At 63.4% G+C, this 15,046-nt stretch carries 15 protein-coding genes; 9 read left to right on the top strand and 6 right to left on the bottom strand.

The features are described from left to right. Positions 1 to 1,349 (top strand): HNH endonuclease (locus tag B384_RS21275; protein ID WP_156809009.1); only part of this gene is annotated, 1,349 nt, incomplete at its 5' end. A gap of 53 nt (positions 1,350 to 1,402) precedes the next feature. Here the strand turns inward: B384_RS21275 and B384_RS0107235 are convergent. Next, positions 1,403 to 1,660 (bottom strand): mycoredoxin, encoded by a 258-nt coding sequence (locus B384_RS0107235; protein ID WP_026041025.1) that lies wholly within the window; start codon positions 1,658 to 1,660, stop codon positions 1,403 to 1,405. Between the two features lie 158 nt (positions 1,661 to 1,818). After that, a complete protein-coding gene (locus B384_RS0107230) occupies positions 1,819 to 2,256 on the bottom strand; it encodes a VOC family protein (RefSeq protein ID WP_019482451.1) in 438 nt (145 codons plus the stop codon). A 127-nt stretch (positions 2,257 to 2,383) separates the two neighbouring features. Between B384_RS0107230 and thrS the strand changes: the two genes are divergently transcribed. The 4 genes from thrS (at position 2,384) to pdxS (ending at position 6,620) form a co-directional block, all read left to right on the top strand. Then, positions 2,384 to 4,399 carry a threonine--tRNA ligase gene (gene thrS, locus B384_RS0107225; protein ID WP_019482450.1) on the top strand — a complete coding sequence of 672 codons (2,016 nt, stop codon included), beginning with the start codon at positions 2,384 to 2,386 and terminating at the stop codon, positions 4,397 to 4,399. 5 nt (positions 4,400 to 4,404) lie between these two features. Next, positions 4,405 to 5,028 (top strand): HIT family protein, encoded by a 624-nt coding sequence (locus B384_RS0107220; RefSeq protein WP_019482449.1) that lies wholly within the window; start codon positions 4,405 to 4,407, stop codon positions 5,026 to 5,028. Continuing rightward, entirely contained in the window at positions 5,018 to 5,638 is a 621-nt protein-coding gene (gene pgsA / locus B384_RS0107215) for a phosphatidylinositol phosphate synthase (RefSeq protein WP_026041024.1), read from the top strand. The genes B384_RS0107220 and pgsA overlap by 11 nt, the downstream gene beginning before the upstream one ends. 67 nt (positions 5,639 to 5,705) lie before the next feature. Continuing rightward, a complete protein-coding gene (gene pdxS, locus B384_RS0107210) occupies positions 5,706 to 6,620 on the top strand; it encodes a pyridoxal 5'-phosphate synthase lyase subunit PdxS (protein WP_024477477.1) in 915 nt (304 codons plus the stop codon). A 64-nt stretch (positions 6,621 to 6,684) separates the two neighbouring features. Here pdxS and B384_RS0107205 read toward each other — a convergent pair whose 3' ends face one another. Together B384_RS0107205 and B384_RS18125 are read right to left on the bottom strand one after the other, a co-directional pair. Further along, on the bottom strand, positions 6,685 to 7,395 hold the full coding sequence (locus B384_RS0107205; RefSeq protein ID WP_019482446.1) for a GNAT family N-acetyltransferase: 711 nt from the start codon (positions 7,393 to 7,395) through the stop codon (positions 6,685 to 6,687). Positions 7,396 to 7,401: 6 nt separating this feature from the next. Then, entirely contained in the window at positions 7,402 to 9,411 is a 2,010-nt protein-coding gene (locus tag B384_RS18125; protein WP_019482445.1) for a M3 family metallopeptidase, read from the bottom strand. Between the two features lie 127 nt (positions 9,412 to 9,538). Between B384_RS18125 and B384_RS0107195 the strand changes: the two genes are divergently transcribed. Continuing rightward, positions 9,539 to 10,822 (top strand): CapA family protein, encoded by a 1,284-nt coding sequence (locus tag B384_RS0107195; RefSeq protein WP_019482444.1) that lies wholly within the window; start codon positions 9,539 to 9,541, stop codon positions 10,820 to 10,822. A 15-nt stretch (positions 10,823 to 10,837) separates the two neighbouring features. Here B384_RS0107195 and B384_RS0107190 read toward each other — a convergent pair whose 3' ends face one another. Further along, entirely contained in the window at positions 10,838 to 11,560 is a 723-nt protein-coding gene (locus B384_RS0107190; RefSeq protein WP_019482443.1) for a type 1 glutamine amidotransferase, read from the bottom strand. Continuing rightward, complete coding sequence (locus B384_RS0107185) at positions 11,560 to 12,831, bottom strand: Mur ligase family protein (protein WP_019482442.1); 1,272 nt, start codon at positions 12,829 to 12,831, stop codon at positions 11,560 to 11,562. The genes B384_RS0107190 and B384_RS0107185 overlap by 1 nt, the downstream gene beginning before the upstream one ends. A 69-nt stretch (positions 12,832 to 12,900) precedes the next feature. On the opposite strand from B384_RS0107185, the gene pdxT reads away from it, so the two are divergent. From pdxT to ruvC, 3 genes are read left to right on the top strand one after another with little or no spacing between them, the layout of a single operon-like run. Beyond that, complete coding sequence (gene pdxT / locus B384_RS0107180) at positions 12,901 to 13,617, top strand: pyridoxal 5'-phosphate synthase glutaminase subunit PdxT (protein ID WP_019482441.1); 717 nt, start codon at positions 12,901 to 12,903, stop codon at positions 13,615 to 13,617. Beyond that, positions 13,601 to 14,359 carry a YebC/PmpR family DNA-binding transcriptional regulator gene (locus tag B384_RS0107175; RefSeq protein WP_019482440.1) on the top strand — a complete coding sequence of 253 codons (759 nt, stop codon included), beginning with the start codon at positions 13,601 to 13,603 and terminating at the stop codon, positions 14,357 to 14,359. The genes pdxT and B384_RS0107175 overlap by 17 nt, the downstream gene beginning before the upstream one ends. A gap of 49 nt (positions 14,360 to 14,408) precedes the next feature. Beyond that, the gene (gene ruvC, locus B384_RS0107170) at positions 14,409 to 14,981 is read left to right on the top strand and encodes a crossover junction endodeoxyribonuclease RuvC (RefSeq protein ID WP_019482439.1); all 573 of its coding nucleotides are present in this window, start codon (positions 14,409 to 14,411) and stop codon (positions 14,979 to 14,981) included. Positions 14,982 to 15,046: the final 65 nt, after the last annotated feature.

Here is a 15,046-nt window from a genome sequence, read left to right as displayed (position 1 = left end):
GACCATCTGACGAAGCGTCGGATCCGGTGGCGGGGATCTCGGACTTGTTGCAGGCGGTGGATCGGTTGGCGTCGTGGGCCGCTTCCCGGCAGGCCGAACTGATCGCTGATCTGCACCGCGAAGTGCAAAGCCTCGCTGCGTCCCGGGCCTCGTCCCGGCAGGGCATCGGCACAGGGCTTGGGTTCACCCTCACCGTCGAGGAACTAGCGCCGTTACTGAACATTTCCGGGCGGGCCGCGCACCGGTTACTGGGTCACAGCCTGACCCTGGCCCTGGACCTCCCGAAAACCCTCCAGTCCCTGGGCGCGGGTGTGATCTCTATCCGGCAAGCCCAGATCATCGCCGACGAAGCCCTGTTCCTACCGGCCGAGGTGCTGGCCGGGTTCGAGGATCAAGTCCTCCAACGCGGAGCGCATCTGACCCCACCCCGGTTGAAAAGCCTCTGCCACCGGATCCGGGAAAAGCTCCACCCCGATTCCATCACCACGCGCAAGGCCGCGGCCGTTGAGGACCGGCACGTGGAACTCACCCCCGCCCACGACGGCATGGCCTGGTTCTCGGCCTATCTTCCCGCTGAACAGGCCTGCGGCATCGAACACCGGCTCACCTTCATGGCCCGTGCCCTGCAACACCCGCAAGAAGACCGCACCCTCACCCAACTCAAAGCCGACCTCCTCGGAGACCTCCTCACCCACCACTGCGAACCCGGCGCGGCAGCAACCAGTCCAACCAACCGCGCCCACCCCGTTGAACACGACGGCAGCACCACCGGAGACGGCGGCACTGGAGACGGCAGTGCGGGAAACGGCGGTTCTGGAGATGGCGGTGCGGGAGACAACGGTGCGGGTGGGATGGATTTGGCGGCGGTTCTGGGGGTGCACCCGGTGGTGTTCGTGACCGTACCCGTGATGACCCTGCTCGGCGGCGACGCACCAGCCGACCTCGCCGGGTACGGGCCGATCGACCCGGACACCGCCCGGAAACTTGCCGCCCACGCCAAGGGGTTCACCCGGATCCTCACCCACCCGGAGACGGGTGCTGTCCTCAGCGTCGGCCGGGAACGGTATACGGTCCCGGAAAGTCTCCGACGGACCATACTCGTCAGGGATAAAACGTGCCGCCACCCCGGCTGCAACCGGCCAGCCCCGGCCTGCGATCTCGACCACACGATCCCCTGGCACCAGGGCGGCACCACCAGCTACGACAACCTCGCCGCCCTCTGCCGCAAACACCACAAACTCAAAACAGAAGGCTACTGGCACTACCACCAGCCTGACCCCGGCATCCTCACCGCCACCTCACTGACCGGCAAAACCTACACCACGCTCCCCGATCCACCACCCTTCTAGCGCTGTGAATCACGGTGGTATCAGAGGGAATGGGAGAGAAATAGCCGACTGGGCTAGCTAGCGATCCTTGCCATTACGTCCGACACCGAAGGATTCGTTGCCGCCGTGCCGTCAGGGAACAACACCGTCGGGACCGTCTGGTTGCCGCCGTTGAGGGATTCCACCAGTGCTGCGGTGCCTTCTACCTCTTCGATATTGATCTCGGTGTAGCCGATCCCCTTGGCATCGAGCTGCTTCTTGAGCCGACGGCAGTAGCCGCACCAGCTGGTTGAGAACATGGTGATCGTGCCGGCATCGGGAGTGTAGTCCACGGTGCTCCTTCGTAAGTTGTCGAAACCTTCAGACGGAAGGCTGAAGTTGTTGGGTGCAGGGTCGATTTTGCCCTGCACAGTGTGCAACACGTACGGGATCATTTAGATTCCGCAGGACGAACAGTGTTCTCAGAACAGTGTTTTCAGGTCGCTGCAGGTCAGACGATTTCGCGGAGTGACACGGTGCCGTCGTCGGCGATTGATAGCCCCGGATTGTGGCAGACCTCCCAGTGGAAGCCATCAGGATCCGCGAAATACCCTGAATAACCGCCCCAGCTCATCGCCGTCCCTTCGGCAATCAGTTCTGCTCCTGCGGCAACAGCGGCATTGAGGACGGTATCCACCTCTTCGGGGGAATCCACGTTGTGGCCCAGGGTGAGCGGAGGCGCAACTGGACCGTGCCCAATATTCCCGGCTTCGGCGGCCAGATGGTCACCCCTGAAGAGGGACAGCACCAGACCATTACCCACCTGGAAGAACGCAACCTCATCAGGAACGTAAACCAGAGGGTCCCAACCCAGGGCCTTTGCATAGAAGTTGTAAGCCGTTTCAAGGTTGCGGACGCCCAGCGTGATGACTGAGACCTGAGGTTTCATGAGTTGATCCTACTGACACTTTCGCGGTTCAGCACCGGCGCGCGCTAGCAAGGTTGTTGGTCGCGTCCAGCACAGCGGATACCATCAGAGAGTTAACCCGCCGTCCCACCTTTGCTAGGAGACCACTGTGTCAGCGCCCTCCCATATCACCCTCATCGTCGACGGCGAAGAGCACCAGGTGACCACGGGCACTTCCGGCGTTGACCTGTTCGCCGAACGCCGCGACGTCGTCGTCGTCCGGGTGAATGGGGAACTGGTGGATCTCGATCAGCCAATCCCCGCCGACGCCCAGGTGGAGCCCATCACGATCGGTTCGCCCGAGGGTCTGGAAGTGCTGCGCCACTCGGCAGCACACGTTATGGCACAGGCTGTCCAGCAGCTGCGCCCAGGCGCCAAACTGGGTATCGGCCCGTACATCACCGACGGCTTCTATTTCGACTTCGACGTTGAGGCTCCCTTTACTCCCGACGATCTGAAGCAGCTTGAGAAGATGATGCTGAAAATCGTGAACAGCAACCAGCTGTTTGTTCGCAGGGTCGCAACCGAGGCTGAAGCCCGCGAAGCGATGGCCGACGAGCCGTACAAGCTGGAACTGATCGGCCTCAAGGGCGGTTCGGGCGATATCACCGACGACGACGGCGCGTCAGTCGAGGTCGGTGCCGGCGAACTGACCATTTACGACAACATCGATCGCAAAAGCGGCGACGTCGTCTGGAAGGACCTCTGCCGCGGTCCGCACCTGCCGAACACCAAACTCATTTCGAACGCGTACGCCCTGACCCGGTCCGCCGCAGCCTACTGGCGTGGAAGCGAAAAGAACCAGCAGCTGCAACGCATCTACGGGACCGCCTGGCCCACCAAAGACGAGCTGAAGGCCTACCAGGAACGTATCGCCGAAGCCGAGCGCCGCGACCACCGCAAACTCGGCACCGAGCTGGACCTGTTCTCGTTCCCAGATGAGCTCGGTTCCGGCCTGCCGGTGTTCCACCCCAAGGGCGGAATCATCCGCAAGGCGATGGAAGACTACTCGCGTCAGCGTCACGTCGACGCCGGCTACGAGTTCGTCTACACCCCGCATATCACCAAGGGACACCTCTACGAGGTGTCGGGCCACCTGGACTGGTATCGCGACGGTATGTTCCCGGCAATGCACGTCGACGAGGAACTCAATGAGGACGGCACGGTGCGCAAGCCGGGCCAGGACTACTACCTCAAGCCGATGAACTGCCCCATGCACAACCTGATCTTCAAGTCCCGCGGTCGGTCCTACCGCGAACTGCCGCTGCGGATGTTCGAGTTCGGCTCCGTCTACCGGTATGAAAAATCGGGTGTGGTGCACGGCCTGACCCGCGTCCGTGGCATGACCCAGGACGACGCCCACATCTACTGCACCCGCGAACAGATGAAGGACGAGCTCACCGAGACGCTCAACTTTGTTCTCGGACTGCTCAAGGACTACGGGCTGGATGATTTTTACCTGGAACTTTCCACCAAGAACCCTGAAAAGTCGGTAGGTTCCGACGATATCTGGGAGGAAGCTACCCGGACCCTCGCCGAGGTGGGCGAAGCCTCGGGTCTGGAACTGCGGCCTGATCCCGGCGGAGCGGCGTTCTACGGTCCCAAGATTTCTGTCCAGGCCCGGGATGCCATCGGTCGCACCTGGCAGATGTCCACCATCCAGCTGGACTTCAACCTGCCGGAGCGGTTCGAGCTCGAATACCAGGCCGCGGATGGCACCCGCCAGCGACCAGTGATGATCCACCGTGCACTGTTCGGCTCCATCGAACGGTTCATGGGTGTCCTTACCGAGCACTACGCCGGCGCGTTCCCGGCCTGGCTTGCCCCGGTCCAGGTACTCGCCATCCCGGTCGCTGAAGCCTTCAACGAGTACCTGTTCGACGTCGTTGACAAGCTCAAAGCCGAAGGCATCCGCGCACAAGTGGACATTGGCACTGATCGGTTCCCCAAGAAGATCCGCACCGCGAGCAAGGAAAAGGTTCCGTTTGTGCTGATCGCCGGCGGTGACGACCAGGACGCCGGGGCCGTATCCTTCAGGTTCCGGGACGGCAGCCAGGACAACCAGGTGCCGGTCGACGAGGCAGTCCGACGCATTGTCGAAGCTGTCCGGAATCGGGACAAGTAAAACGTATGGAGAGTGCTACGGGGGCTGACGGGCAAAACGCCGACGGGCGTTATCCCGGCGATGACGGTGTGACCGACGATTTCGAGATTGGTGGCGTACCTGACGCTTTTCAGCGCCTCTGGACTCCGCATCGGTTGGCCTACATCAAGGGCGGGCAGTCACAGTTCAAAGACAAGGACGACTGCCCCTTCTGCGTCGCTCCGTCCCGCACCGACGAGGAGTCACTCATCGTGCACCGGGGCACCTATGCCTACGTGATCCTGAACCTGTTCCCCTACAACCCGGGCCACCTCCTGGTCTGCCCCTACCGCCATGTCCCGGACTACACCGACGTCGACAGCAACGAAACCGTCGAGATCGCCGAACTCACCCAGACGGCCATGCGGGTGCTGCGCGACGTAGCCAAACCCACCGGATTCAATCTCGGGATGAATCAGGGGGTGACCGGCGGTGCAGGCATCGCAGCCCACCTGCACCAGCACGTGGTCCCACGGTGGGGTGGGGACGGCAACTTCCTGCCAATCATCGCGCAAACCAAGGCCATCACCCAGACCCTGGACGAAGTCAGAACGCAGATGGCCGCAGGTTGGCCGCGGGCCGAGAACGCTGGTGGCACCGGTGCTGAATAAATATGCACGCAGGTTCTTCACCACCCTGTTCAGTCCACTCGCCAGGCTCCTGCTCAAATGGGGAGTCTCGCCCGACACGGTAACCATCGTTGGCACGCTCGGCGTGGTGATCGGCGCTCTCGTCTTCTACCCGATGGGTGAACTGTTCTGGGGCACCGTCTTCATCACTCTCTTCGTCTTCTCGGACCTGGTCGACGGCATCATGGCCCGCATCAAAGGCACCGGGGGGACCTGGGGGAACTTCCTCGACTCAACCCTTGACCGGATTGCCGACGGCGCCCTGTTCGCCGGGGTCGCCATCTGGTTCTTTGGAGACGGCAACAACACACCCATCGCCACTGCAGCTTTGGCCTGTCTGGTCCTCGGCATGCTGGTCTCCTATGCCCGGGCGAAGGCCGAATCTCTGGGCTTCACGGCCAACGTGGGGATCGCGGAGCGAGCTGAACGGCTGGTGTCGGTCCTGGTAGTAACCGGCCTGACCGGTCTCGGGCTGCCGCATGGTTTCCTGCTCACCGTCCTGATCCTGCTGGCTCTCGCAAGCGTTGCAACGGTGATCCAGCGAGTGGTGGCTGTGCACAAACAGGCGATGGCAGCCAACGAGACCCGCTAACGGCAGATCCGGTCCATCCGCGGGCGTATTATTAATTGTTATCTTTTACCTAACTTAGGGGCGAATTGTGTCCACCGTTGAAGAAAATTCGACAACCGCGCCCGTGACCGGCAGTAGCCGGGTCAAGCGCGGCATGGCAGAAATGCTCAAGGGCGGCGTCATCATGGACGTGGTCACCGCAGAGCAGGCGCGCATCGCCGAAGATGCGGGCGCCGTCGCCGTCATGGCGCTCGAGCGGGTACCCGCCGACATCCGTGCGCAGGGTGGCGTGTCCCGAATGAGCGATCCGGACATGATCGACAGCATCATTGCGGCTGTCTCCATTCCGGTGATGGCAAAGGCGAGAATCGGCCACTTTGTTGAGGCGCAGGTGCTGCAGTCCCTTGGCGTCGATTACATTGACGAGTCCGAGGTCCTGACCCCGGCTGACTACGCCAACCACATCGACAAATGGAAGTTCACCGCTCCCTTCGTCTGCGGTGCCACCAACCTCGGCGAGGCGCTGCGCCGCCTCAATGAAGGTGCCGCAATGATCAGGTCCAAGGGCGAGGCCGGCACCGGCGACGTCTCCAACGCCACGATGCACATGCGGAAAATCCGGTCGGAGATTTCCCGCCTGTCCTCGATGGCCGAGGACGAACTGTATGTCGCCGCCAAGGAACTTCAGGCTCCGTTCGATCTGGTCAAGGAAGTTGCCCGGACCGGTAAGCTCCCCGTTGTGCTCTTCACCGCGGGTGGCATTGCCACACCGTCCGATGCAGCAATGATGATGCAGCTTGGCGCTGACGGCGTGTTCGTCGGCTCGGGTATCTTCAAGTCAGGTAATCCGGCGGAACGCGCCGCGGCCATCGTGAAGGCCACCACCTTCCACGACGATCCCGAGATGATCGCCAAGGTCTCCCGTGGCCTCGGCGAAGCGATGGTCGGCATCAACGTGGACGAAATCCCTGAGCCTCACCGCCTCGCTGAGCGCGGCTGGTAAACACCCAGGTTCCAGAGAACAATAGAGCGGATCACCAGATTCTGGTGGTCCGCTCTTTTGGTTGCTACAGCTGCAGCCAGTAGGTCTGGCCTCTGCCGATCAGTTCAAAACCCCGCTGTGAGTACAGTTCATAACCCTGTGGGGTCGCGTTCAGCGCGAGATGCTCGGCGCCTGAGGCGGCAGCAGCTTTGGCGAGCCTGCTCAGCAGCGCGGTGCCCAGACCGTGCCGCTGATACTCCTGAAGCACCTCCATGTTGAAGATGCCGCCCAATCCTCGGAGCCCGGGAACCCCCGATGGGTAGAACGAATACCCGGCCCCGGCAACCGTGCCATCCACCCGCGCCACGGCGTGCCACGCCTGCCGGGGCTGGGACCGCACCACCCTGAGTTCTTGCGCCAGTGGCCCCCCATATTCGGGGACCTCGGTGGAAAGGACCGCGGCGGCGTCGTCGTACCCGGCTGGCTCCTCAACTGGCGCAGCCATCCACCAGGGCTGCCAGCCTGGGCTGAATCCCAGCCCGGTCAGTGGCGCGCCCTTGACACCGCCGCCCAGCCAGGCGCCCACCGTGTGGGCCCCCAGGCGGACACCCTCGGCCAACGCGGGCCGAATCCCTGCCGGAGAGATTTCCTGCGGAAAGAGCAGGATCAGTTCGCGGCGCGCTGGCAGCCACACCCAGTCGGACCCGTGGGTCGTGAAGGTGCGTCCCCCCGTCGCCGAGGACAACGCGGCAAACCAGGAACGTTGCAGGCGCTGGCACGCCGCGATGGTGACCATGGTGACTTAGACCAGCCCTCGGCGAGTCAGCAGCGGCTCAAGCAGGGCGTCGCGGCCGCGGAAGTTGCGGAACGCCTGCAACGGGTCGATGCTGTTGCCGCGGGAGAGCAGCTCGGTCCGGAAATGGTCACCGTTTTCGCGGGTCATGCCGCCTGAGGATTTGAACCATTCGACCGTGTCAGCGTCCAGCACTTCGCTCCAGATGTAGGCGTAATAGGCAGCCGAATACCCACCCGCGAAGATGTGCTTGAAATAGCCGGTGCGGTACCGAGGCGGGACCGGGGAAAAGTCGAGTCCTGCTGAGGTGAGCGCTTCCCGCTCAAAGGCGACCGGATCAGCAACCGTGGTCCCCGCCGGAATCGCGTGCCAGGCCAGGTCGAGCAACGCCGCGCCCAGGTATTCCGTGGTTGCGAAGCCTTCGCCCCAGGTCTGCGCGGCGAGCAGCTTATCGACGGTCTCCGCCGGCAGCGCTTCACCGGTCTGGTAATGCTTGGCGTAGTTGGCGACCACCTCGGGCCACAGAATCCACATTTCGTTAACCTGCGACGGATACTCGACGAAGTCCCGCGGCACACTGGTCCCCGAGAACGTGGGGTAGGTGACCGAGGAGAACAATCCGTGCAGTGCGTGCCCGAACTCGTGGAACGTGGTCACCACCTGATCGAAAGTCAGCAGGGTCGGCTCGCCGGCGGGCGGCTTGGGAACGTTGAGGTTGTTGATGACTACGGCATGGGTGCCGTTCAGTGCCGACTGCTCCACGAAGGAGTTCATCCAGGCCCCGCCATTCTTGGTGTCCCGGGTGTAATAGTCGCCGAGGAACAGGCCCAGCCCTTCGCCGTCGGCGTCCTTGACTTCCCAGACCCGTACCTCTGGGTGGTAACCCTCCAGATCGTCCCGCTCGGTGAAGGTCAGTCCGTACAATCGGTTGGCGGCGAAGAATATCCCGTCCTGCAGGACTCGCTCCAACTCGAAGTACTGACGCAGCGAAGCGAGGTCGACGTCAAACTTGGCGGCGCGTACCTTCTCGGAGTAATACGCCCAGTCCCACGCCTCGATCGGGTGACCGGCGGCGGCCTCCAGCTCCACCACCTCTTCCCGTGCGTTACGAACCGCCGCCGGGGCCAGTTGCCCCAGCATCCGGTGAATGGCGTCGAGCGACGGGGCTGTCTGGTCGTCCGTGGCAGCCGCGGCGTGGCTGTCGAAGCCCAAAAGCGCGGCCCGTTCGGCGCGCAGCTCTGCCATTCGTGCGGCGATGGTTAGCGTGCCGTATTCGTTGTCTGCGAAGCCCCGGTTCACTGACGCCTCATGCAGGCGCTGACGCGTCGCACGGTTGGTGAGAGTCTCGAGCGCAGGCTGGGCCGTTGGCAGAATCAGGGTCAGCAGGTACTTTCCCGGGTGGCCGGCCGATTCGGCTGCTGCGGCAGCTGAGCCAATGTCATCCGCTGAGAGGCCGTCCAGTTCTTCAGCCGTGTCAATCAGCAGTGCTGAGCGGTTGGTGTCCTTCAACAGCCGCTGCTGGAAGTCGGTGCTGAGTTGGGACAGTTCGGTGTTCAACGCCCGGAGCCTGTCCTGCGCTTCGTCGTCGAGTTGGGCGCCTGCGCTGATAAACCGTTTCACGTATTCCTGGACCAGGCGTGCCGCCTCGGCATCCAGCCCATCAGTGGACACTGCGCTGACCCGTTCAAACAGTCCGCGATTCAGGAAGATGTTGTCTTGATGAGCGGCATAACGTGGCGCCACCTCGGTTTCGAGCTCCTGAATCGCGGGAGTCGAGTGGGAGGACGAGCTGTTGTAGAACACCAGTGACACCCGGCGCAGGGTTTCCCCAGCCCGCTCAAGGGCCACGATGGTGTTCTCGAAGTCCGCTGGTTCCTGCGCGGAGACGATCGCATCGATCTCGGCGAGATGCTCGGCGAAACCCGTCTCAAAGGCCGGCAGGTAGTGGTCATCCTGGATCAACCCAAACGGTGGAAGCTGATACGGCAGGGTGCTGGGTGCAAGGAAGGGGTTGCTCATAACAACTAACCCTTACACATGGGTGGTCAGCTCCGCAGCACCCCGGCCCCCGAAAACACCCGAGGCGACCCTGCGCCGGGTTGGGTCGCGGCGCCTATCATGGGGATAGCCGTCAAAGGAGTCGCAAATGAGAGCTGTGCCACGCAGGGTCGCCGCACTGGCGCTTGGCGTCGGGCTCCTCAGCGGCTGCTCCGGAGTGGATGGCGGTACCCCGGATGGGCAGGCCCCGGATGGGCAGGGCGGTACAGCGGGCCAGGGTCCGACGACGACGGCTGCCGCTCCGACGTCCGGCAGCCCAGCAACGCCTTCGCCGGTCGCCGAACCAACCCCCGAGAGCACTCCCGGGAAGGGTCCGCCCTGCGACGCGGACCGGTGCTTCAGCGTGGCGGCCACTGGCGACCTGCTGCTCCACCCTGGCCTTTGGGACCAGGCTGCGGCTGATGCCGTCGGAGGCAAGGCCTCCGGGGGCGCAGCGGTACCGTTTGATTTTGAGCCGCTGCTGTCCGGGCAGCGCGAATACCTCGATTACGCCGACCTTGGAATCTGTCATCTGGAAACCCCGGTGGCGGTCCCCGAGGGGCCGTTCAGCGGCTACCCGCAGTTCAACGTGCCACCCCAGATCCTTGAGGCTGCGAAGGCGGTCGGCTACGACGCCTGCACTACGGCTAGCAACCACACCATCGACGCCGGCACTGAGGGTCTGACCCGCACGCTCGACGTGCTGGACGGAGTTGGGCTTGAACACACCGGGTCCTACGCCGATGAGGCGGCCGCAGGGGAGGTCCTGATCCTCGAAACTCCCGCCGCACGGGTGGCTGTCATTCAGGCGACCTACGGTCTCAACGGGCTGATCCCTGAACAGCCCTGGCAGGTGGACCTGATCGACGCCGACGTGATGACTGCCAAGGCCCGGCAGGCCAGGGCGGAGGGGGCCGACGTCGTCATCGCCGCCATCCACGCCGGCGACGAGTATGCGACGCTGCCCAACGCGCAACAGGTGGAGGTAGCCCACGCCCTGGCCGATAGCGGTGAGGTCGACTTCATCTACGGCCACCACACACACTCGGTGCTGCCGATCGAAAAATACAACGACACCTGGATTGTTTACGGGCTCGGCAACGGTGTCAGTGAATTGTCTCCCGTTCACGCCGTCAATAATGAGGGGCTGATGATCAGGGCCCAATTCGCCGAAACCGACGGCGACTGGAGCGTCAGCGACCTGGCCTGGCTGCCGTCGATCATTGTCAGCGACCCGTATCGCTGGTGCGCGCTGGGACCGAACCAGGTGCCCGGCACCTGCACCTCCCCGGAACGGGAAGCTGAGGTCAGCGACCGAATCGGCGCGGTTGTCGACACCTTCGGTGCGGTGGCCGACGGCGCCCACCCCTGGGACCTCGCCAACGACAGATGATCCCGGCGGGCGACTCTAGCGGGGTCGCGCCCCTGCATGCCGGCGGGCCAAATCGGCGAGACTATCGTCCAGATCAGCCGGCTCGAATGACCCGAACTTCCGTTCGGCAGCCTTCCGCAGCAGGAAGTCGGCGATCGCGGGATTCTTTGGGAGCAACGATCCGTGCAGATAGCTCGCAACAACGTTCAGGTGGCGTGCACCCTCGTGCCCGTCCTGCGAATTGTTGCCAGCACCCTTGGTGACAGTTCCCAGCGGCCTGACGCCAGCACCCAGGTGGGTTTGGCCACTGTGGTTCTCATACCCGTGGATCTCGCCGAACTCCTCGCTGTCCGCCACCACATTGCCGATCAGGCGTTCGTTGGTCCCATGAGTTTCGAGGTCAAGGATTCCGATGCCCGGGATGATCGTCCCGTCGTGGGTCTTGAAGAACTTTCCAAACAGTTGATACAGCCCGCAGATCACCAGCATGGGCAGACCATCCTCGGCGAGCTCCCTGAGCCTCGGCGCGATGGCCTGCAGGTCCTGCTGGATGACCAGTTGTCCACTGTCCTGCCCACCGCCGCCGATGATCAGGTCGACGTCGTCGGGGAACTCGTCGCCAGCGCTGTGCTCGAGGATGTTCGCGGTATACCCGTGCCAGGTCAGCCGCTGCTTCAGGACCAGGACATTGCCCCAATCGCCATAGATGTTCATTTCCTTCGGGTAGAGCTGAAGGATGTTAAGGGTGCCTTTGGTCATCAGGAAACCACCTCGACTGTCGTGATCTTGGAGAGGTCGCGCCGGACCGCGAGCATGGCCGTGTAGGTGCAGAAAATCCGTTTCGGCTGGTCAGAGGTTGAGCTGATGAACGCCCGGAGCGCAGCCGTTGTGTCGGGCTCCACAGCCCGCACCTCGACGTCGTCGTACTTCAACCGCAAAGCCATGTCATACGCACGGACGCCGCTGACCATTTCCACTCCAGCCAGACCAAGCGAATCAAAGTCGACGTCCCACAACCAGGACATGTCCCGACCGTCGGCGTAATTGTCGTTGATCGCGATCATGGTGGCGTAGCCGGTGGCATCGAACGATTTCAGCCCCAGCCGGAACCCGCTGGGATTCTTCACCAGCACCAGTTCCAACGGCTTGCCGTCCACCACGAGCGACTCGCCGCGCCCGAAGGCCGGCTCAACGGTGGCCAGGGAGGCGAACAGGGCCGCCCGGTTGATGGCGTCACCCAGGACGGTCCGCGCGGTGGCCAGGGCGGCTGCGGCATTGAAGATGTTGTAGACGCCACGAAGCCGCAGGTCCACGCTGGTCAGTTCGCCGTCGACCAGGAAGGACGCCGAGTTACCGTCGACGTGTTCCAGGATGACGTCAGCGGGAAGGCTTGAGGGGGGAGCGACGCCAATGTCGCTGCGCAGTTCGTCGTCGTTGGGGAAGGTGTTGCGCAACGAGGAATCGAGACCGAAGTAGGCGATCTTTGCGTTCGACACGGTGGAGGCGATTCCGGCCACCCGGGGATCCTCACGGTTCAAGACGACTGTGCCAGTGGTCTTCGCGGCGATCTGTTCCAACAACCGTGTGGTCTGGTCAATCTCACCAAAACGGTCGAGCTGGTCGCGGAGCACGTTCAACAGAAGGCAATGAGTAGGAGGTACCAGTTTCACGAAGTGGACTGCATGCGCCTCATCCAGTTCCAGCACGGCGATGTCAGCTTTGAGCCTGCCCCGCCAGTTCACGTCGCCCAACAGCGCGGCGGCAACCCCGCGGGTAAAATTGCTGCCGGTCCGGTTGGTGAACACCGTCAGGCCCTGGCCCTGCAGCAGTTCCACCACCATCTTTGTGGTGGTCGTCTTCCCATTGGTTCCACTGATCACCACCACCCCATGGGGCAGACCGGTCAGGGCGCGACCCATGAACCCCGGATCGATTTTCTCGACCACGAGGCCCGGCAGCGCCGAGCCTCCGCCACGCAACCGCGAGATGCGGCGCACGGCCTTACCGACCAGCACACTAAAGGGAAACATGGAACCTAACTTATCGCAGTCAGGGCGGCGGTTTATCCTCTGACGTGCACCCCAACCTAGAATGGTCAGATGACCACATTCCCCGCACCGGACACATCCGGCGTGCATATCGGCGTGTTGGCCGTCCAGGGTGACGTGCGGGAACATATCCGCACCGTCGAGTCCCTCGGCGGACGGGCGAGCGCTATTCGCCGGCCCGGCGAGCTGGCCGGACTTGACGGCCTCATCATTCCTGGCGGCGAATCGACTGCCATCGACAAGCTGACCCGCGCCTTCGACCTGGCAGAGCCACTTCGTGAGCTCATCAGTGCGGGCCTGCCGGTGTACGGGTCCTGCGCGGGGATGATCATGCTCGCCGATGCCATCGCCGACCCGGCGACCGACCTGCAGGGCCGCCCGCAGCAAACCCTCGGCGGGCTGGACATCGTGGTGCGCCGCAACGCTTTTGGGCGGCAACGGGACTCCTTCGAAACGGAGCTCGAGTTCTCGGGGTTGGCTCCGGAGCGCTCCGGGAAGGTCCAGCCGGTCCACGCGGTATTCATCAGGGCGCCCTGGGTCGAGCGGGTGGGTCCCTCGGTCGAGGTCCTCGCGCAGGTACCAGCGCAGCCAGCCGGTCTCACGGGGCAGCATCCCGATTCGAACCGGGTCGCTAGGATTGTTGCGGTGCGGTCGGGGAACCTACTCGCCACGAGCTTTCATCCCGAGGTAACCGGGGAGCGGCGGATTCACGAATTGTTTATGCAGATGATCGTAAGGAGAACGGTAGATCATGTCGGGGCACTCTAAATGGGCAACAACCAAACACAAGAAGGCCGCGATTGATGCGAAGCGCGCCAAATCCTTTGCCAAACTGATCAAGAATATTGAGGTCGCCGCCCGTGCGGGCGGCGCCGATATGGCCGGCAACCCTGGTCTTGAACTGGCGGTGCAGAAGGCGAAGAAGACGTCCGTGCCGATCGACAACATCAACCGTGCCGTCAAACGCGGCGCCGGTCTGCTGGGCGACGCCGTCGAATACCAGACCATAATGTATGAGGCCCGCGGGCCGCAGGGCTCGGCCCTGCTCATCGAATGTTTGACCGACAACAAGAACCGCGCCGCTTCGGAAGTCCGGTTAGGGGTCACCCGCAACGGCGGCTCAATGGCCGACCCGGGATCGGTGTCCTACCTCTTCACCCGCAAGGGCGTGGTTACACTGCCAAGCGGCGAACTCACCGAGGATGATCTTCTCCTCGCCGTGCTGGACGCCGGCGCCGAAGAGGTCAAGGAAACAGCCGGCCGCTTTGAGGTCATCTCAGAACCGCAGGATCTCCGCGCCGTGGTGGCGGGTCTTGAGGAAGCCGGGATCGACTACGACACCGACGAGGCCGAGTTCGTACCCTCAATGCAGGTGGAGCTCGACGCTGACGGCGCCCGCAAGTTCATCCGCCTGGTTGACGCACTCGAGGACCTCGACGACGTCCAGAACGTCTACTCAAACGCCGACCTCTCCGACGAGGTGCTCGCCGAGCTGGACGGCGACGACTAAACCCAGTGGCAAACCTTCCCGCCCAGTCGCATCATCGCCGGGCTGCCGCATGACCCTGCGCGTGATGGGAGTGGACCCGGGGCTGACCCGCTGCGGGCTGGCAGTTGTCGACATTGAACCCAACCGCCGGTCAACGCTCGTCGCCGTCGGAGTGGTCGGCACCCCCGCCGACCAGTTACTGGACCGTCGGCTGCTCGTGATTTCCGACGCCGTCGACGATTGGCTGGATACCCACGCACCCGACGTGCTCGCCGTCGAACGTGTGTTCAGCCAGCTGAACGTGAGTACCGTCATGGGCACCGCCCAGGCCTCCGGCGTCGTCATGGTCGCGGCCGCCCGGCGTGGTATCCCGGTGGCCCTTCATACCCCCACCGAGGTGAAGGCGGCTGTCACCGGTAACGGGCAGTCAGACAAGGTAGCGGTCACCAAGATGGTCACCAAAATCCTTCGGCTCGATACGGCGCCCAAACCAGCCGATGCCGCTGACGCTCTGGCCCTGGCCATCACCCACGCCTGGCGGCAAGGTGTTGCCGCCAACCGGGCGTCGGCCGGCGGCGGCAACGCCACGGCCGCGCAGCGGATCTGGGCTGAAGCCGAGGCGAAAGCCCGACGGCGCAGGTAGCCCGACGGTGTGGCGCATCCGGAAAAGCCGGCAGGAACCAGTACGCTGTTCGTAGATATGTTCGG

It is taken from the genome of Arthrobacter sp. TB 23, from assembly GCF_000294595.1.
Classification (GTDB): domain Bacteria; phylum Actinomycetota; class Actinomycetes; order Actinomycetales; family Micrococcaceae; genus Arthrobacter_D.
Note: the sequence above shows the minus strand (reverse complement) of the source record. Positions and strands in the feature narration are given on the sequence as shown.